The sequence below is a fragment of the Gracilimonas sp. genome (assembly GCF_035704785.1).
Classification (GTDB): Bacteria; Bacteroidota; Rhodothermia; order Balneolales; family Balneolaceae; genus Gracilimonas.
In genome coordinates, this window is record NZ_DASSWP010000083.1 from 1 (window position 1) to 20,076 (window position 20,076).

The window sequence follows — 20,076 nt, forward strand, 5'->3', positions numbered from 1 at the left end:
AGACGCTTGCGCTAGTGCCGGCTTTGTGAAGCATTAAGAATTTTAGTTAGCAAGAATCTGTCCCTCTTTGGAGAGGGAATGCGAAATGAACTTGTTCATGCAGCGAGGGAGAGGACCGTATGGGGCAACCAAACCTAATCCATCCATCAGACGGCTCTTTGCAGGATTGGAGTGCCCGGCCCTTAAACAGCCGTCAGATGGGGAGCTTTGGTTCCCATGCTTCATTCAATAGAAACTGGGTCCTGCTCTGCACCTTCACCCGCGCTTTGATATTTTACTGCGACTTTGTATTTCTTTATGAGAAGATCATTACTGAAGGTGGAATAAAAATATCCTTCAGAATCCCTCGCGTCCAGATTCCCCCAACCCTCGATCTTTTCACTGTTTTCGTAAACGTATAGAAGTTCATGCTCTGAGTTATACAGATCCATGACTTCTTCATAAATGGGTGATTCTGTTTCACCGGTTGATGCTTTCCTTGCGTATTCGTTGGGATCGGTGATATTTGTCGGGTATCTCACATTCATCAGGTAATAGCCGTTATCTAAAAATATAGGAGCCCCGACACTTCCTAATGAATAAATACTTATGCTGTTCCCGGACATATAAACACCCGGGCCTAAGGTGCCTTCAAATTCCCTTGTCACCTCAGTGGTGAAAGTAGAATCGTAGTCATAAAAACGATGTCCGTAGCTTGTTGCAAAGGAATACACAAAAAAGTCTTCTTCCATTGATATGCTTCCTCGTGAAGTTGCTCTTTCGAATTCATCGTCTTCCGTTTCAACTATACTGAAATTGGTTACGGCCTCCAGGGTATCGGAGATCTGAAGGATCTTTATATCTGCACCAATGGTTCCAAATTTGGCGCCACTCAAAAGGATTTGGCCGTTTTCCCGAATTCCCACTAAGCTCGCAAAGTTGACCTCCTTGGGTAGATCATAAGTCTTAATAAAATTACCGTTCAGGCCAAACTCATCAATTCTTGTACCCTGAATATTTGCCACATATATTTTGCCGTTATGGATGGCCATACCAAAAGGATTCTCAAAATCTCCCGGCCCTTTCCCTTCCTGACCTACTGCCCACCTGAGATTCCCTTCCGGGTCTAAAGATATCATTTTCATAAGCCGGCGATCCAGAAAGTACATGTTGTCATCTTTATCAAAAGTCAGGTATGAAATACTGCTGATGATAGGTTCCTCAATGAGCGAAAGATCAAAAGTTTCCACCAATTCTATGGAGAACGGAAGTTCTTCCTGATCCTGCCATAAACCTTTATCCGGATTTTGAACCACCCCATCTTCTTTTATGATCGAAGAGTTTGTCTCTCCATTTGAACAACCGACAAGAAGTACACACCCGAAAAGAGAAATTTTTAAAAAGCGATCTATTTTAAACACGGCAACAATTTTTAGGTTCATAATTAATTTTTTTGCGGATCAATTTTTAACTGAAGACGACAGAAGCTGCCGTATAGTTTCAATAGAATCCAAAACATAAAAACAAAGACGAGCGAAAGTACCGATACAAAAAAGCCCTTGCAAGTTAATTAGCTGCAAGGGCTTATATTTCTATGATCACTTAGAGCTGTTACTTCGGACGCATTGTGAGCAGAGGTTTCTCAAGATGCTGAGCCACAATAGCGGTCGTTGAACCTAACAGAACACGGGCAATACCGGTGCGGCCGTGGGTACTCATGACCACCATATCAGCACTATCATTTGCATAGTCACAGATCTCTGCATGGGCAGAAAATCCCTTCTTAACTATACTTGTCATTTTCACTGATTCTGTTTTTTTGCCCTCAGTCCGAACAAGATTGTCTTCAAATTCAAGTTCTGCACGCTGAAGGCTTAATCCATGGCCGGAGTTGTTTTTAAAGTATTTTGAAATGTTCTTGATCAAGGATTCATAAACAGCGGAATCTTCTTCAATGGCCTTGGGCAGTACTTCCATCCCAATGGTATAAGGTTCAATGATGTGCATCATTACAATTTCTGCATCAAAAATCATTGCTAAACCAAAAGCTTCTACCAAAGGTGCAGCTGAGTCCTCAGAACCATCAACCGGTACCAGGATCTTTTTGATGGATTTTCCATCAAAGGCTTGGTCTATACTCAATACGGGCTTCTCTGAGTAGCGAATCACTTTCTCTGTGGTTCCGCTTCTGACATCATCTGTATTGTGGCTTCCTTTATTCGCTATGATCACAAGATCATATTGGCTTTTATTTCCCTGTTCCGCAATCACCTGAGACGGCTTTCTTCCCACAACATTAACGAGTTGCCCCCGGTGTTCTTTGGGAATGTATTTCTCTGCAATTTCATGCAGCTTTTCGTTGGTCTGCTTCAACACCTTGGGGTAGATGTCTTTTTCCATATCAAAAGGAACCCCTAAATGCTGCATGCTTTCATTGTAGTAACTCATAAGTGGAATTACATGCATCAAATCAACGGTACTTCCATACCATTCAATAAATTTGGATGCCATCTTTACTGCTTCTATCGAAGCTTCGGAAAAATCTGTGGGTACTAAAATATGCCGGGCTTTCATAACAACCTCCATTAATTAGTTGTTATCCGAATGTAGTAAAAAACTGTGAAGGATAAGTGAAGGAGGTTAGTGGACCGCGGACCGATGAGGGACGACGGACGACCGTTTCGCTAAAAACTGGACTTTCTACACTTTAATGGACACTTGTTACGGGACATTAGCCAGTCAGCATCTCAAATCAGAGGGGGTAGTCACAACATCATTTTTCGAATTTCCCCCCTCCGTTATACCACCAGAGTTTTAGCTAGCTCTTAATTACAACACAACGTCTTCCTCTCCCGGGAGAGGAAACAAAGGTGAGGGTGGGGTTTTATGGGCACTCAAGCCTTACTCAACCACTGGTTGCGGACCGCGGACCGACGACGGACGACCGTTTAGGAATGCGGATCATCCGTAAAATCCTATAATCCGTTAATCTGAGATTCCCAATGATGTACATCCCACAACCACCAAAACTATCGCCACCTCCCAACTTCAACACAACCTCTTCCTCTCCGGGAGAGGAAACAAAAGTGAGGGTCACAGGCTCGATTGGAGGGCCGGTGTACTGATTTTGCAGATCCTTCGGGGGTACCCTCAGGATGACAACCTAATCCTTAAGATCGGGCTTGATCGTTATTTGAGGCTTCTCCAGATGCTGGATCACTTGTTCAGTGGTTGAGCCCAGCAACATCCTTGAAAGTCCTGTTCGGCCATGGGTGCTCATGATCACCAGGTCGGCATTTTCATTACAGTAGTCTACAATCTCATGATGAGCTGCTATGGATTTCATGATTACTGTTTTGAATTCTACGGATTCTTCATTGCTGTCGTTTTTATGAATCAAAGTATCGTGATACAATTTCTCTCCATCCTTTACTTCGAAATCATATTCATCAAAATTACTGAAAAATGATTTCAACCTTCCTTTAAAACCACCGTAAACTGCTTTTTCATCAATACCCATGGTGGTCGGTTCTACTCCATGAATGTCGTGTGTATACATTTCTATAACATTCAAAAACTCCAGTTTGGCACCAAATTTATTGGCCATATCAAATGCCAATGGAATAGCAGCAAGGGAATTATTTGAAAAATCACAAGGCACCACAATCGTATTTATTTTCTCTACAAACATGGTCTCTGAAAGTGTGAGAACAGGTGTTTCAGACCTGCGAATTATTTTATCAGTGGCGCTTCCGTGAAAGAAATCAGCATAATGGCCTCCGCGGGCACTCATAATCACAAGATCATATTTTCCTTTTTTGATCTGATTTAAGATAGAATCTGAAGGCTTGCGATCAATAGTGACGATATATTCACCACGCCGTTCTTTATCCTTAATATGTTCATTGGCGAACGTGCTGAGTTCTTTCCTTTGCGATTCGATCAGCTTCGGATAAATATCCTGATTCATATTCAGTGGCACCCCGATCTTATCAAAACTGTCTCCCAGGTATTTTGATAAGGGAATAACATGCATAAGGTCAACCGTGCAGTCAAACATTTCAATAAACAAATCTGCTGAAGCTAACGCAGCGTTGGTTTTCTCAGATAGATCGGTGGGGATTAATATTCGTTTCACATTCATGTTTTCTCCATTTTATTTGATAACTCTATATACAAAATAAAATGATTGCCTGAAATGTTCCCTAAACATCTGTAACTCATTGGTTATTAGAATAATCGAATATTGATACAGAGCCCAAGACATTAAGTCAACTTCGTATATCTATCTTTGAAGAGAAACCGAAAAATACCCCGTTCGTTCGCATAGAATGAAAAGGGCCGGATCAGGAAACTCGGATCATTTATCTCTCAGCTGTTCCAAACCGCCTACCATCATCATTCCAATCAAGATTCCGATCACCCCGCCCCATATATTTGGATCGTCATCTTCTTTTGAGCCGATCCATCCCGGTACATAAGGTTCTGATTTGATCAGCTTATTCTTGACCGTCTCAATTTCTACCTGTTTCATCTCATCAAAGGTCGATTCTGCATTCGAAATTTCCCCGAGTCGTTCATACTCCGGCCTGTTGGTATCCGGAGGATTATTCATCAATTCCTGCACTTTCGGATGCGTCATATACTGTACTTCCGAAACACTGACCTGCTGCACAAACTCCCGGTGCTGATATGGCCAGATCACATACAGCGAACCGATCAAAAATCCGATCAAAAGAGCAATGGTTTGGGGGTGATATTTGGAAAGCAGCCAGGATAAAAAGCGGGAAAAAATAGCTAAACCGACGATCGCTCCCAATATAAAGGGAAGTAACGCGATCATTCCATCTGCAGTTTCCACTCCCCCGATCTTACCTATCTGGGAAAGCAAATAATCATATTTCCGCATGATAAGCAGTAGATAGGAACCGGAGATTCCCGGCAAGATCATCGCACAAATAGCTATGCTTCCGCTTAGAAATACAAACGCCGGATGTTCAGGGGTATCGGCCGGAACCAAAGAAACGATCCAGAACCCAAGTGCCATCCCCAAAATCAGCATCCCTAATTCTACTTTCGAGAACCGCTCCAGTGCTTTGATCAAAATATAGATGGAACCCACTATCAACCCGAAGAATAACCCATACACTATTTCGGGATGGGTGAACATATAGATCTGCAGCGGAACTACTTTTGTAAAAAAGGCCAGAGCACAGAAGATCCCGGAAAATAAAATGGCCAGGAATAAAATATGAACCTCATTAAACGCCGCCTTCCATTTGAAGGTAAAGAAGAGCTTGATGAAGTTCCCGTTCACACTTTTGATGGCATTCAGCAAACGCTCATAAATACCAACGATCAATGCCATGGTGCCCCCGCTTACGCCGGGTACAATATCGGCAGATCCCATTAAAAAGCCTTTTAAGGCAAGGAATGGAGCTTCTTTAAATGTGGTGGTGTCTTTGGGGGAAGTTTTACTTTCGTCAGCCACTATTTTCTCCCCAACCTTTTTCGCCGATCAACGGTACGAATTTGAAATCAGCCAGCTCTTCCCGCTCATATTCCTTTTCTGAGACCCTTGTAATTCGCAGCATCATCTGTTTTTCATCGTCTCCCACAGGGATCACCAATCGCCCACCGATATTCAGTTGCTGCACCAGATCATCCGGCACAACGGGCGCGCCGGCGGTTACCACAATACCGTCGTAAGGCGCATAAGTTGACCACCCGAGTGTGCCGTCTCCCACTTTCAGCATAGCCTTATAGCCAAATTCTTTAAGGGCTTCTTTTGCCCGGTGATACAATTCACTGTGGCGCTCTACGCTATACACATCGGCCCCAAGTTCACACAATATCATACACTGATACCCTGAGCCGGTTCCAATCTCCAGTATCTTATCTCCGGGCTCAATGGCCAGCAATTCGGTTTGTGCCGCTACTGTAAAGGGCTGCGAGATGGTTTGCCCCATTCCGATCGGTAAGGCTGTATCATTGTAGGCCTTGGTGTGAAGGGCTGTATCGATCAGCTTGTGACGCGGGATTTTCCCAATGGCAGTCAGTACGCGCCGGTCTTCTATGCCTTTTTCTTTCAAAAGCTCTACTAATTGCTTTCTGGGCCGAACAAATCTGCGATCTTGTTGCAAAGTATTTTCGTTTATCTATCTTTTGGTCTGTTTAACAAGTATAGGCATTTGGTTCAAAAAATGAGGTGATAATTTTACACGATCTCTTAAAAAAGCCCGCTTTCTTTAATTGGATTTTTTTATCGTACACAGCTTCTTATTTTCTGCCTGAACTTTCCAATCAATCGATCTTATGATTTTAGCACTGTTTGATAATCTGACATGGGGTATTGACCCCGTAATTTTTGAATTGGGCCCCCTGGCACCACGTTGGTACGGTATTTTATTTGCCGGGGCATTTGTTGCCGGATATTTATTCGGCGTGAAGATGTGGAAAGATGCCGGACGCAAGGTTGAGGAGATGGAGAATATTCTCACCTGGATCCTGGTTGGTACCGTTATCGGCGCACGCCTTGGGCATGTTATCTTTTATGACCCATCTTATTATCTCAGAAATTTAGATCAGGTGCTTGCTGTTTGGAATGGAGGTTTGGCAAGTCATGGTGCGGCTATAGCTATTATAATCACCATATATTACCTGGCTAAGAAAACCCCAAAGATGAACTTTTGGTGGCTGGCTGACCGCGTGGTAATTCCAACGGCTATTGGCGGTGCATTTATCCGTTTCGGAAATTTCACGAATTCTGAAATATACGGGCATGAAACGGACGCTCCATGGGGCGTTATCTTTTCAAACCTTCCGGGTGCAGCGGGAATGATCCCCCGTCACCCGACCATGCTCTATGAAGCTATTTTGTGCCTCCTTGTTTTTGCTGTTCTATGGACCATCTACAAAAAATATGAGGCAAATCCACCCAGCGGATCTTTATTTGGAACCTTTTTGATCTTACTGTTCTCAGGACGATTCTTCCTCGAATACACCAAGGTCCCCCAGGCTGACTTTGCCAGCGATTGGGCCTTAAATATGGGACAGATACTGAGTATACCGATGGTGTTGATCGGGCTCTATATTGTCATCAAGATGGTGAACTGGAACGAGAAAGGAACCAATCTAAAAACGGCAGATTCCTAAAACCCGATATTTAATCGAATCCCGGTTACCAATGCGTTATCGAGTGTTTCGTTAAAGCCGGGATTGATGACATACTGCACATTTGGCCGGATCTTGGCATAATCATTCAGCACAAATTGGTGGGTAAGTTCAATATTGGTTTCCGCTTTTTCTGTCCGGCCTGAGCTTAGCATGATATTATTAAGATATCCGGTTCCCCCTCTTGCATGTGCTGCGGCGATTCCGGTTTCATCGGCGGATCTTGAGGGCAGTAAACCCTTAAATACCATTCCCCCACCGTAAAAACTGTCAAGCATATTAGTTTTTGAATTTGTCCACCCCGCCCGTGCAAATACTTTTATACTTTTTGGCGATGCACCTTCCCGCTTCAACAGTTCATACTCACCCAATGCATAGATTCCATATTCCTGTTCAGGTCCGCTTCCGTCCCAGGTTTCCGTTTTCCTGGAGTAATACCAGCCTCCGATCCCGATATTGTTATCTGAACCATTTCCGGGACTTAAGATCTCCTGTAAACGAGCTGTTCTGTTTCTCATCTGCAAATTTTGATCTCTCAGGGAATGAAGCGCCAATTCACCTATAAAGAACAACCCGTCTTCTTCTCTCAGAAACACCTTTGTTCCTCCTGAATTTTCCGGATTGGAAGGAACGCCGTCTAGCACCGCACCCTGAAACACGATTCCTTTATACATATTCACTTTTAAGCGGACCCCAAGTGAGGTATGTGGAAATGTTGAAGGCCCCATTTCCCCGCTCAAAGCTATCGTAGGGTCCAGCCCACTTGAGCTGTTCAGAAACAAGAGACTGCTATTGAGGGCATTGAATTCTGAGTTTATATCATAAAGGCCAACCAAAAGGGAGCTATTAGCAAGGAAGAATTTTTTTTGCACCCAAAACTCAAAAAATCTCCATGAGTTTTCCGCTTCAATATTGCTGACTCCCTGTACATCTCCTGCTAATGAAGAAATACTGTTGCCTTGATTCCCCAATCCATACACATAAAAAGTAGTACCTGAAAGGCCAAAGGGCAGTGTTTCGAAGTTTGCTTCGAGGTTTACATCAATGTTATCCAGATAAACGATGCCGGTATTAGCACCTCCGGTTGTATTCATGAAGACATCCCCGATGTAGCTTACGCTTAGCTTGAATGGGCCATCTTCTTCAGGAGCTTGGGCATAAACAGTTATTGAGGTCAGCAGCATAAATAATACGCTTGCTGATAATTTTCCGGCTGTATCACGTAATAAAGCAATACTTCCTCTCATAGATATATCATGAAACCATTTTGGACATAAAAAAGCTCCGACTTAAAAATCGGAGCTTAAATTAATCAATGCTATGCTACTTAGCTTGTTTGCTCATTCACTTTTTTAAAAGGAGATATGGTAATTCAGCGCTAAGCCATGGTTGCTGAATGCGGTATCATCAACAGGGAGTAAATAATTAATTCTGAACGCTGTATTGGTTGTTGGGAATCTGGTATAACCGATCACGATCTTTTCCTCATCAGCAGCCGGCAACAAGTCAGACTCAAAACTGTCATATCGAAGCAGCAACTGATCTTTATCGGACACTTTATATCCCCCGGTTACATGAAATCCAAAAACATTATCCGCTTCTGTGAAACCGGCATATTCAAGCTCGGCACCCAACATTTCAGATGCTAAAATTATGCTGCTGTTCTCATATCTGAAATCAGCACCGTAGGTGATCCTGTCATCGTCAATAGTAAGCAGGTTTGAAGACAGATCTCTGTTTGCATGCTCACCGTAGGATGCGTTCACCCCTACGATCAAGGAACCGTCTTCCCGGGAAGAATTATAATCTAAGCGGCCGATATAAAAGAATTTATTATTGTCGTTCGCTCCATATCCGTTCCCGTTGTAGATCCCGAAGGTATAGTTGAAATCGTCGGCCAAACCGCCATGGAATTTCACTCCAATATCACGATGGGTCGTAAGCGTTGAAACCACCGTACTTCGGGTTACAAAATCGATCTTATGCGGTGGTGTTAAAAATTCGTAACTCACCCCGGGCTTTTGGATACCTATAGTTACATTTGCGTTGTCTGACATTTTATAACCTATAAAAGCATCCACCACTTTTGAACTTGCAGCTGCATCGAAGTGAACATTGTAGCTGAAACCTCCGTCCAGTTTGCCGCTAACTTTTATTCGGGCATGAGGTACCTGGAAAAAACGATCGCCATTTTCATCAAAGTTAAAGATCCCTCTTGCGTGGATCAGCCCGCTCACGTTAAATGATTCGCTCTTCACCATATCCCTTAAAGCTTCTATTCTTTCCGTCTCTGTACTGTCCTGAGCTGAAACTTCAGAGGAAAATGCGCCGGTCAGGGTCAGTATAAATCCTAAAATTCCGTATCTAATGATCTTCATAATCCTTTTTTATTTCTTTGATGATTTAGTTCAACCTTAAAAGCCCGTCTAAATATCATAGTTATATGAATGTTGTGTGAAGCAAAATGTATCACCCTTAATCAGTCATGCTTTAAGGGTCTTTTATCCTTATTTAATTCCCTTCTAAATTATTAATAAAGTTAGGGGATCAATGAAAGAGCCTATATATTTTCCCGAACTCTTTATCCTTTAACATGACTTATCAATCCATAAGCAACAATTTAAAAGGAATGTCAGGAGAACACCGGGCTGAAGTTTTGCTGACCCTGATCTGTACGCTAAGTCTAGGCATTGGCTTTTTTGGCTCTTTGTTTGAGCTGATCTCTGAAGAAACTGCACGGTATTTTTATATAGCCTCCTACTTGTCCGGCGGATATTTTGGATTGATAGAAAGCGTACAATTTTTAATAAAAGGCAAGTTCAATGTGGATGTGCTGATGATATTGGCTGCAGCCGGAGCTGCTGTTATCGATTATTGGCTGGAGGGTGCCATACTGCTTTTCTTGTTTTCACTCAGTAATACCTTGCAGCACTTTGCCATGGGGCGCAGCCGGAATGCGATCCGCGCTTTGATGGAATTAAGGCCATCGGAGGCGTTGGTAAGGAGTGCCGATGGCTCAGAACAAAAAGTACCGGTCGAAGAATTAGAGCTCGGAGACATCATTGTAGTAAAACCCGGCGAACGAATCCCCATCGACGGAACCATAAGATCCGGAAAAGGAACTGTTGATCAATCTGCTATTACAGGCGAAAGTGCCCCAGTATTTAAATCAGAGGGAGCTGAGGTCTTTGCAGCTACATTCAATGAAAATGGTATCCTGGAGATCAAAGTAACCCGACTCGCTGGCAACACTACACTCGCCAAGATCATTAAAATGGTGGAGCAGGCACAAAACAAAAAAGCAGAAACACAAAGATTCCTTGATAAGTTTGAATCCAAATATGCCATCAGTGTTATCCTTTCCACCATCTCTCTGATCCTGATTCCCTATTATATACTGGATCAACCTTTTGATCCCGTTTTTTACCGGGCCATGACCATCCTGGTGGTTGCCTCCCCCTGTGCTTTGATCATTTCCACCCCGGCCAGTATTCTTTCTGCCATAGCTAATGCCGCACGCTCCGGTATTCTTTTCAAGGGGGGAGCATACCTGGAACAAGCCGCCGGGATTCAGGCTATTGCATTCGACAAAACCGGAACCCTGACAAAAGGAAAACCGGCTGTAACTAAGATAATTTCAATTTCAGGAACTGAAAACGAGTTACTTCGCCTTGCCGCATCAGCTGAAGAACATTCCGAACATCATCTTGCCGAAGCTATCGTGAATGAGGCCCGAAAGAGAGCAATTGATCTTACAAGAGCTGAAGATGTGCAAGCCATCATCGGAAAAGGAATTTCTGCCAATGTGAACGGCGCAGAGCTGAAAATAGGGAACCGGTATTTATTTGAAGATACCCTTAAAGATCTGCCGGAAGACTTTGACCGTACATTGGAAAAATTCAGGGATCAGGGAAATACGGTGATATATGTGGCAAAGAATGATACAATAATCGGAGCGATCGCTTTAGCTGATGAGATCCGAGAGCAGGCTGCATCTACCATTCTTGAACTTGCGGATCTGGGAATTGTTGACATCACCATACTTACCGGAGATTCACTCAATGTAGCTCAAAATGTGGCGGAACAACTTAATATTTCAAACTATCATGCCGGCCTGCTCCCGGATCAAAAGGTTGAGCTTATCGAAAAACTATCCCAAAGAAAAGCAGTTGCTATGGTCGGTGATGGAGTTAATGATGCACCGGCACTCGCAGCAAGCCATTTGGGAATAGCTATGGGAGCAGCAGGAACCGATGTAGCTCTGGAAACTGCCGACGTGGTTTTGATGTCTGACGACCTCACCAAACTTCCATATATGATCCGGCTGGCCCGCCGTGCAAAAACTGTGGTATGGCAAAATATCATTTTCAGCCTTGCCGTGATCGCTATGCTGGTAAGCTCGGTTTTTCTTTTTGAATTGCCCATGACCCTGGGGGTGATCGGGCATGAAGGAAGTACTCTGTTAGTTGTCTTGAACGGGTTGAGGCTACTGAAGAACTCTTAAATTTCCCCGGCCGATTCTACATTCTTTTACACCTAAACAGCAAGTCATGTATCCTAAAACTTTTATATTTTAAAGAGTCTTTAGGGCGTAGGCATCTTGATATCTTTTCAAATTTTTTAAGCTTTTTTTCAAAGCTTGATCATTGCCTTTCGTACATTAAGAAAATTTAATATTAAATCCACTTGCAGTAAATTGGACATCAAAAAGCTATCACTTCTGTTTTTATTCTTTTTCCCCTCTTTAGCTCTCGCACAATCAGACGACAAACAAACCATTAATGTATTCCTGGATTGTCGCGGTTGTAATGGAAGTTACGTTCGTTCTGAGGTGGACTTTATTAATTTTGTAAGAGATCAGAATGATGCAGAAGTGCACCTGCTTGTTACCCTCCAGCGGACAGGAAGTGGCGGATGGGAACACACCCTGAATTTTATGGGCTTGGGTTATATCTCGAATAAGTCTCATACCATAACGTTCGTTAGCCCAAGTTCGGACACAAATGATCTGATGCGCCAAAAGCTGGTCAGGCATGTAAAGCTGGGGCTTATCTATTTTCTTACCGACAGGGCTGTACTATCTGATCTGAATGTCAACTTTTTCGGTACTTTAGATGAAGGTACAGAAGAAACTGAAAACACCGACCCCTGGAATAGCTGGGTCTTTGAAATTGGAGCAAGTACCAGTTTTAGCGGGGAACAGTCAAGAGGAAGTACCAACTTTAGAGGAAATTTTGATGCGACCAGAATTACCGATGAATGGAAAATGGAGTTTGAATATGACCGAAGCTATAATCGCCGGGTATTCAGAACTGAGGAAGATGACGGAAGTACCACAGAGGATATCTTCATCACTGAAAATCAAAATTTCACTTCGCTAATAGCAAAAAGTTTAGGTGACCATTGGACCGTGGGTGGGTATTCCCGGATCCGTTCATCCACTCAAAATAATATTGATCTGAGTATTGGGGCAACTCCCTCCATTGAATTCAGTTTATTTCCATATGAAGAATTTAATAAAAGGGAAGTCACCCTCAGATACGGGCTGCTTGCTTCCCAATACGAATACACCGAAACAACTATATTAAATAAAGACAGCGAGTTTCTATGGAGAAATGAGCTCACCTTCCGTGCAGACTTCACCCAGCCCTGGGGCGGTGTTTACGGTTGGTTAGATGCAGGTGCTTACTTGCACGATCTCAGCAAAAATCGTGTAAATATGGGTTTCCGGGTCAATATGCGAGTCCTTAGAGGCATATCCATTTTCTTTGACGGACGGTATTCCCTGATCAATGACCAGATCAGCTTACCGGCCGGCGACCTCACCGAAGAAGAGCGCCTGCTGAATCTAAAACAGCAGGCAACTTCCTACAACTACGGCGGGTCTTTCGGATTGCAATTTAACTTTGGTTCTATATACAGCAGTGTAGTGAACCCAAGGTTCTGATCAATTATTGGATGAAGCCTCCATCACTCTGTTAAGTTTCTCTCCTCCCCTGATACCGAAGTCTAAGGTACGAATTGGGAATGGGATCATAATATCGTTTTTATCGTAAGCTTTTTTCAGGGCCATAATAGCTTCACTTTGAGCTCCCAGAAAGTCGGGAAGCCGGTCAAAATCGATCCAAAACCGGATAGAGAAATTGATGGAGCTGTCGCCAAATTCGTTATAATAGAATTCCACCTCTTTTGATTCATCACGCATATCCAGCGACGAGAGGGTTTCTACAGCGACCTTTCTGGCTTTCTCAAGGTCATCGCCGTAAGAGACGCCACAAGCCAGATCGATTCTTCGTTTCCCCGTTCTAGTATAATTAGTAAACGGGTTTTCATAAACTTCTTTATTTGGCACATAAATGAATTGTCCCTGGGGTGTTCGGAGTATCGTATTTCTTAAATTCAGTTTTTCTACGGTACCAAATAATCCATTGGTCTCAATGATATCTCCGATCCCGAATGGATGTCGGATGGAAAGCAGTACTCCGGCAATAAAGTTTGCTGCGATATCCTGAAATGCAAAACCCAAAGCCAATCCAATGATACCTGCACCTGCAAGCAGACTTGTAACCGTACCGTCAAGATTCAGGATGCTCAAGGCAAAGAAAAATCCAACACCCATTACAAGTACTGCCAGTAAAGTTTCGGCTAATCCCGTTACCGTTTTATTATCGGTAATCCGAGATAGCATATTACCTACAAATTTCCTGATCACTTTGGCCAGCACATAAAATGCAACTACAATTAACAAGGCTAAAACCAAATTAGGCAGCATTTCAATAGCGGATGTCAGCCAGCCTTCCAGTTTTCCGGTGATCAATTCATAAATGTTTTCGGTCTCCATAGATAGTAGTATCTTATTTCAGTTGAAATTTTACTGTTATAAAGGAGGAGTCTTAATATTTAGTTCCATAAAAAAGCTCACTAACCAATTATTAATTAATTACCTACTTCAGATGCTTCGACCTTTTTCTCTTTTCTTTGCCGGAGTTTTAATTGCTCTATGGTCTTTCAGCCCGGTCTTTGCCCAGGATTATGCCCAATCGGCTGAAGGAGTCACCCCTTTGCTTATCAGTTCAGAGATCCCGGATGTTGAATTAAAGAATATTGATGGGGAATCCATTCGGTTAAAGGAGCTGGTCTCACAAAAGCCCACTATTTTGGTCTTTTATCGGGGTGGATGGTGCCCTTACTGCAACCGGCATCTTGCGGACCTCAAAAAGATCGAAGACGAGCTATACGACATCGGATATCAAATATTGGCTATTAGTCCCGACCGGCCTGAAAAGCTCAAATCTACTCTTCAAAACAATGAACTGGGTTATACCTTGCTGTCAGACAGCCCCATGAATGTTTCTAAAGCATTCGGCATCGCCTTTAAGGTAGAACAAGAAACTATTGATCAGTACCTGAAGCTAGGCCTTGATCTGGAGAGTGATTCCGGTTACGACCATCACCTACTGCCTGCCCCTGCCGTTTATATATTGAACACAGAAGGAGTAGTGAAATTCAATTACGTGAACCCCAATTATAGAGAACGCATAAACGGTGATGTTTTGATAGCCGCTGCCCGTGCTTATTATGAAGAATAATCCGATATGTGATGGCTCGTAAAAAAACCTTCAGTAAAACTCGCGTTCAGTTAGCCGGATTGGAGATAGATATTCTAAGAAAGAATGTGAAGAACCTAAATCTCAGGGTCTATCCGGCAGAAGAAAGAGTACGAATATCAGTACCCCGCCGTATTTCCGAAGAAGCAGTTATACAATTTATTGAGGAAAAACTTCCCTGGATCAAAAAGCACATCTCAAATTACAGGAAAAGACCACAAAAGGAGCCTCTAAAGTATAAAACAGGTGAAAAACATTTGTATAGCGGAAAAGAATTGAAGTTAAGGGTTGTTGAAAAAAATAAAGCTCCTCATGTGTTTATTGACGCTGAAAAATATTTAGTACTACAGGTTCGCCCCGATTCAGATATTCCAAAAAGATCTTCGGTTTTAAAGGAATGGTATCGGTCGGAGTTAAAGAGGGAGATTCCACTTCTAATTGAAAAATGGGAGAAACCTATGGGGGTTTCGGTTCAGGAATTCGGAGTGAAACTAATGAAAACCCGCTGGGGTACTTGTAATATCAGAGATCAAAGGATTTGGCTGAATCTTGAGCTGGCTAAAAAAAGGCCGGAGCTTTTGGAGTATGTTGTAGTTCATGAGATGGTACATCTCCTGGAGAGACTCCACAACAAACGCTTTTATAATTTTATGAGTCAATTCTTGCCGGGATGGAGATCACTTAAAGATGAACTGAACGGCAGATCTTCTATATCTGACTGCTAACATTTGACCGAAGGTTTATTTGACTTCCGGCATCTAATTAAATGAACACAAATTTGATGCGGAGCACATCCATGAAAAACAATATCAAAGTTTCCGTTTTAACAGTTTTATTAATTGGTCTGACTGTCGATGTTTCAGCACAACAGGTAAACAGAATGCAGGACAAAGCTAAAGGTGATCAGCAGGGTCAAATGATGAACCGCGCTGACAGGCAAGGTCAAAATCACCGGCATATGATGACTCAGTTAAACCTGACTAATGAACAAAAAGAAAAGATTGGAGAGATCCGGCTTAATGGACAAAAAGGAATGATCCCGCTCAGAAATAACATGCAGGAAAAAAATGCACAGTTGCGTACGCTCAAAATGTCTTATGACTATGATGAGGCCGCAGTAAATGCACTTATTGAAGAGATCGGAGAACTCAGAACCGCAATGATGACCATGAGAACAGCACGCCAACAGGAGGTGCGAGAAGTTTTAGATGAAGGACAGCGCATCAAATTTGATACTATGATTCAGTTCCTTGGAGCAAAACAACAAGGCTCTCGAATGAATCACAAAAACAGAAAAGGGTAATCATTCTGATCATTTAACTGAGATGCAGGGATTTATCTCCCTGCATTTCATTAATGTTATCCGGTTCTTATAATGTCTGTAACAAAATTAAGCACAATTTTTAAAGTCACTGAAAGAATCGAAGAATCGGCTCTTATAGAACAGCTCATTCAGGGAAGTGAATCCGCTTTCCGGAATTTGGTTAACGATCATAAAGATCAGGTTTATAATACCTGTCTGGGATTTTTGCGAAACCCACACGATGCCGAAGATGTTTCACAGGAAGTTTTTATACAGGTTTATGACTCTATCGGTGATTTCCGCGAAGATGCAGCGCTTTCAACCTGGATCTATCGGATCTCAGTTACCAAATCGCTGGAGTTGATACGATATCGAAAGCGAAAAAAGAGATCAGGTTTTTTTGAAGCGCTAAGTTCTCTTTTTAATGAACCGGATGATGAACCTGACCACTCAGAATTTATGCACCCCGGCATTCAGCTGGAAAACAAAGAACGTGCAAGAATTTTATTTGAAAAAATTGACAAGCTTACGGAAAAGCAGCGTGTAGCCTTCACTTTACAAAAAGTTGATGGATTGAGTTATCAGGAAGTGGCAGAAGTAATGGAACTGAGTGTTCCTGCAATAGAATCACTTATCCATCGCGCTAAGGAGAACCTAAAAAAGCAACTTTACTCTTATTATCAACAAAACGAACTGGATTAGCCATGAATAGAAAAAAGAACATAGATCGGGAAGTGGATAAAACCATGAACGCACTGGAAGGATTGGAGCCTGCAAAAACCGACTCATTCTTTTACAGCCGCCTGACCGCAAAACTCGAGAACAGGAATCAGCCTGAACAAGCCGAGTCTTTCAGCTTTGGCTTTGCCTTTTCAGTGGCAGCTGTCATTCTATTTCTATCGCTAAATGTGGTTTCACTTACATTTTATGGAAATCAGTTTGCTGAAGAAGAAGTACCCGAAAAGGGATTTATTGATGAAATAGCTTATGAATATCAGGTTTTTGACCTGAGTTATTATGAAACCTTTGATGAAGAAGAATAATATGGAAGTACAAAAAAAATACCGTTGGGCGCTTACGGGATTGATCATCATGATCCTGATCAATGCTGCCACTTTGATAAGTATCTGGCTATATCATCCTGATGGTAAAGACTGGAGAAGCCATCGAAATTCCCGACACGAACGTGGCTCCATTCAGGAATACATGAAAAATCAGCTCGGATTAACAGATGAACAGGCTGAGGAGATCACCGGCCTCCGCAGGGGACATTATCGCGAAATACGTTCTTTCAGAGATAGCCTGGATCAAAACCGAAGAACTTATTTTGAATTTGTAATGAGTCCGGAAGCTGATGACCAGGCAAAAAGGGATTCCCTTCTGGCTCTGCTAACCGAACAATATGAAAATATCGAAGGATTGCTTTACAGCCACATGACCGAGGTCAAAGATATTTTAAATGATGACCAGCTTGATAAGTTCGAAGAATTGATGCTCAATAACTTCTTCAAAGACCGAAAAGAATCCGATAGAAATTCTCGCAAAGGACAGCGGTAATAGATCACATAGGATAGATAAGGTTTCAGCTGATATTAAGCCGGTAGGTTTTCGGTATCATGTTGTATTTGTCCGTTCGATGTTAGGGCGATAATTGCGTATCTTTAACGCCTATGGATACTACTGAAACCACCCAAAAAACCGATCTCAAAGCACTTACCAAAGACGAATTAACTCAATTTTGTTCAGAATTGGGGTTGCAGAGTTTTCGTGCCGACCAGATCTTCCAGTGGATGTACCAAAAGGGAGTGTCAGACTTTGAGGACATGACCAATCTTTCCAAAGATCTGCGTGAAAGGTTGCGCGAGATAGCTTCGGTAAACCGGATCAAACCGGTACAGCAACAAGAGAGTAAAGACGGCACTATAAAATTTTTGTTTCAATTGAATGATCCGGAAGAAGAGTATAAGGTAGAAGCCGTCCTCATTCCTGATTTCTTTGCTGACGGAGCCGCCCGGCGATTGACCGTTTGTGTTTCTTCACAGGTTGGCTGCGTGTTCGGATGTGCCTTTTGCGCCACCGGTAAAATGGGTTTGTTCCGGAATCTGACTCACGGTGAAATTGTGGATCAGGTACAATACATCAATGATATTGCTGAAGAAAAATACGGCAAGAAGATCACCAACATTGTGTACATGGGGATGGGTGAACCACTTCACAATTATAAGGCGATCGTAAATTCAGCCCACATCGTTTCAGACCCGCTAAGCATTGAACTTTCCCCGAAACGAATTACGGTTTCTACCGTTGGCCTCACCAAACAGATCAAAAAGCTGGCGGATGATCAGGAAGAATTTAACCTGGCTATTTCCCTTCACGCCCCTACCGACGAGAAGCGTGACAAGATCATGCCTATCAATAGTTCAATGAACCTGGAGAGCCTTGAAGATGCGGTTAGACATTATCACCGGGTCACTGAAAAATCCCTTACCTACGAATATCTGCTTTTTGATAATTTCAATGATAGTCCACAGGATGCTCGTGATTTGGCTAAAATTGTGAAGTGGGCTCCGAGTAAGGTGAATATCATTATGTACAATAACGTAGCCGGTGTGGAGCTGAAGCGTGCCCGGGAAGAACGTTTAGATAACTTCATGCGGGAACTGATAAAGAATGATGTCCGTGCTACTGTCCGCCGAAGCAGAGGTGATGATATTGACGCGGGATGTGGCCAATTAGCTATTCGGGAAGGAGCTCCCAAAGGCAAAACAATGGCGAAAAATTAAGGTAGTCAGGATTCAGAACTCAGAATTCAGTTTTACTGTGTTCTAAATTCAACTTCTGTCTTAACCTCGCACAATTACTAGTTCAAGCGTCTCGCTTGGACTATGCATTTCATACAACAACACATAAAACAATCATCACCCACATATGTTACAAGCGAGACGCTTGCAACAGGATGAGGATTACTGAATTCTGAGTTCTGATCACATTACTTAATCACTGTAAAGACACGATCGAAACGGGGCACAAAATTATCCGTTGAGAACCATACTATAGAAGCTTTTCCAATTATGTGATCTTCAGGAACAAATCCCCAAAAACGGGAATCCTGACTATTGTCACGGTTGTCTCCCATTCCAAAATAATAGTCCTGTTTTATGGTGTAAGAATTGGTCTCTTCACCATTGATAAAGATCGCATCACCCTCTCTTCTCAGGTCATTCCGTTCATACCTTTCAATAATGTCTTTATAAACGTACCAGTTATCATTTGTGATCTCGATCTCTTGTCCCTCAAAAGGCACTACGATCTCCCGCATTTGATCTGAGTTGTTGAAAGCTCTGGAAAAATCACCCTGACTTTGAACATAATTGCGGTCAACGCTGCCCTCTGGCTTCACATTTAGATACATGGTATCCACTTCAGCCCAACTGTTGACCGTTTCTGCCACATCATCAGTCATATTTAGGATATAGGTATCCTGATTGTTGTAAGCAATTAACTCCCCTCCAACAGATTCCATCTTTGCACTGCTTAAACGTACGTGATCAGCCATTCGAACTATGTAGTGATGCTGAACCCCTTCATGTTCAACTTCCTCCTCTCCATTTATATAAAGCACTTTATCCTGAATAGAAATTGTATCTCCTGGAACAGCAACTGCACGCTTTATATAATTGGTTTTTTGAGAAATAGGTTTCACTTCCCAGGGCACATTAAATACAAATATATCATTACGTTCTACATCTCTGAAGCCGGGTAAGCGAGTCCATGGCAGCTGAACACCGGGCAGACACCAACCTTGTAAAAAGGGAACACATATAGCCATGGGGGTTCTTGGGCCATAGGTTATATTTGAAACAATAAGAAGGTCTCCCGTCATCAGAGTTTTTTCCATTGATGGTGTTGGTATCTTGTATGAACCAAACAGGAATGCCCGAAGGATAGCAGCGGCTATAAATGCAAAAACGATAGCATCTACCCACTCACGAAGCCAGGACTTTGCCTTTTTAT

At 42.6% G+C, this 20,076-nt stretch carries 19 protein-coding genes; 10 read left to right on the forward strand and 9 right to left on the reverse strand.

Features of this window, described 5'->3' with window-relative positions:
- Positions 1-221: 221 nt before the first annotated feature.
- From VFM80_RS04735 to VFM80_RS04755, 5 genes are all read right to left on the reverse strand, one after another.
- Complete coding sequence (locus tag VFM80_RS04735; protein WP_395070075.1) at positions 222-1,421, reverse strand: hypothetical protein; 1,200 nt, start codon at positions 1,419-1,421, stop codon at positions 222-224.
- 169 nt (positions 1,422-1,590) lie between these two features.
- Entirely contained in the window at positions 1,591-2,565 is a 975-nt protein-coding gene (locus VFM80_RS04740) for a universal stress protein (RefSeq protein WP_395070077.1), read from the reverse strand.
- A gap of 577 nt (positions 2,566-3,142) precedes the next feature.
- A complete protein-coding gene (locus tag VFM80_RS04745; RefSeq protein WP_395070079.1) occupies positions 3,143-4,117 on the reverse strand; it encodes a universal stress protein in 975 nt (324 codons plus the stop codon).
- Between the two features lie 222 nt (positions 4,118-4,339).
- The gene (locus VFM80_RS04750) at positions 4,340-5,470 is read right to left on the reverse strand and encodes a DUF368 domain-containing protein (RefSeq protein WP_395070081.1); all 1,131 of its coding nucleotides are present in this window, start codon (positions 5,468-5,470) and stop codon (positions 4,340-4,342) included.
- Positions 5,463-6,137, reverse strand: a complete 675-nt coding sequence (locus VFM80_RS04755) for a protein-L-isoaspartate(D-aspartate) O-methyltransferase (RefSeq protein WP_395070111.1) — start codon at positions 6,135-6,137, stop codon at positions 5,463-5,465. Before VFM80_RS04755 ends, VFM80_RS04750 begins: the two co-directional genes overlap by 8 nt.
- 157 nt (positions 6,138-6,294) lie before the next feature.
- On the opposite strand from VFM80_RS04755, the gene lgt reads away from it, so the two are divergent.
- On the forward strand, positions 6,295-7,134 hold the full coding sequence (gene lgt, locus VFM80_RS04760) for a prolipoprotein diacylglyceryl transferase (protein WP_395070083.1): 840 nt from the start codon (positions 6,295-6,297) through the stop codon (positions 7,132-7,134).
- Here the strand turns inward: lgt and VFM80_RS04765 are convergent.
- Entirely contained in the window at positions 7,131-8,399 is a 1,269-nt protein-coding gene (locus VFM80_RS04765; protein WP_395070085.1) for a carbohydrate porin, read from the reverse strand. The two genes, lgt and VFM80_RS04765, sit on opposite strands and share 4 nt — an antisense overlap.
- Before the next feature lie 105 nt (positions 8,400-8,504).
- Positions 8,505-9,530, reverse strand: a complete 1,026-nt coding sequence (locus VFM80_RS04770) for a porin (RefSeq protein WP_395070087.1) — start codon at positions 9,528-9,530, stop codon at positions 8,505-8,507.
- A gap of 251 nt (positions 9,531-9,781) precedes the next feature.
- On the opposite strand from VFM80_RS04770, the gene VFM80_RS04775 reads away from it, so the two are divergent.
- Together VFM80_RS04775 and VFM80_RS04780 are read left to right on the forward strand one after the other, a co-directional pair.
- On the forward strand, positions 9,782-11,656 hold the full coding sequence (locus VFM80_RS04775; protein ID WP_395070089.1) for a heavy metal translocating P-type ATPase: 1,875 nt from the start codon (positions 9,782-9,784) through the stop codon (positions 11,654-11,656).
- A gap of 192 nt (positions 11,657-11,848) precedes the next feature.
- Positions 11,849-13,099 carry a hypothetical protein gene (locus tag VFM80_RS04780; RefSeq protein WP_395070091.1) on the forward strand — a complete coding sequence of 417 codons (1,251 nt, stop codon included), beginning with the start codon at positions 11,849-11,851 and terminating at the stop codon, positions 13,097-13,099.
- On the opposite strand, the gene VFM80_RS04785 is transcribed toward VFM80_RS04780, so the two are convergent.
- Complete coding sequence (locus tag VFM80_RS04785) at positions 13,100-13,993, reverse strand: mechanosensitive ion channel family protein (protein ID WP_395070093.1); 894 nt, start codon at positions 13,991-13,993, stop codon at positions 13,100-13,102.
- Between the two features lie 112 nt (positions 13,994-14,105).
- On the opposite strand from VFM80_RS04785, the gene VFM80_RS04790 reads away from it, so the two are divergent.
- The 7 genes from VFM80_RS04790 (at position 14,106) to rlmN (ending at position 18,845) form a co-directional block, all read left to right on the forward strand.
- A complete protein-coding gene (locus VFM80_RS04790; protein WP_395070095.1) occupies positions 14,106-14,741 on the forward strand; it encodes a peroxiredoxin-like family protein in 636 nt (211 codons plus the stop codon).
- A gap of 11 nt (positions 14,742-14,752) precedes the next feature.
- Positions 14,753-15,484 carry a M48 family metallopeptidase gene (locus VFM80_RS04795; protein ID WP_395070097.1) on the forward strand — a complete coding sequence of 244 codons (732 nt, stop codon included), beginning with the start codon at positions 14,753-14,755 and terminating at the stop codon, positions 15,482-15,484.
- A gap of 71 nt (positions 15,485-15,555) precedes the next feature.
- On the forward strand, positions 15,556-16,062 hold the full coding sequence (locus VFM80_RS04800) for a Spy/CpxP family protein refolding chaperone (RefSeq protein ID WP_395070099.1): 507 nt from the start codon (positions 15,556-15,558) through the stop codon (positions 16,060-16,062).
- Between the two features lie 72 nt (positions 16,063-16,134).
- Entirely contained in the window at positions 16,135-16,764 is a 630-nt protein-coding gene (locus tag VFM80_RS04805; RefSeq protein WP_395070101.1) for an RNA polymerase sigma factor, read from the forward strand.
- Positions 16,765-16,766: 2 nt separating this feature from the next.
- Complete coding sequence (locus VFM80_RS04810; protein ID WP_395070103.1) at positions 16,767-17,105, forward strand: hypothetical protein; 339 nt, start codon at positions 16,767-16,769, stop codon at positions 17,103-17,105.
- A gap of 1 nt (position 17,106) precedes the next feature.
- Entirely contained in the window at positions 17,107-17,619 is a 513-nt protein-coding gene (locus VFM80_RS04815; RefSeq protein WP_395070105.1) for a Spy/CpxP family protein refolding chaperone, read from the forward strand.
- A gap of 113 nt (positions 17,620-17,732) precedes the next feature.
- A complete protein-coding gene (rlmN, locus tag VFM80_RS04820) occupies positions 17,733-18,845 on the forward strand; it encodes a 23S rRNA (adenine(2503)-C(2))-methyltransferase RlmN (RefSeq protein ID WP_395070107.1) in 1,113 nt (370 codons plus the stop codon).
- 206 nt (positions 18,846-19,051) lie between these two features.
- Here the strand turns inward: rlmN and lepB are convergent.
- Positions 19,052-20,076 (reverse strand): signal peptidase I (gene lepB, locus VFM80_RS04825; protein WP_395070109.1); only part of this gene is annotated, 1,025 nt, incomplete at its 5' end.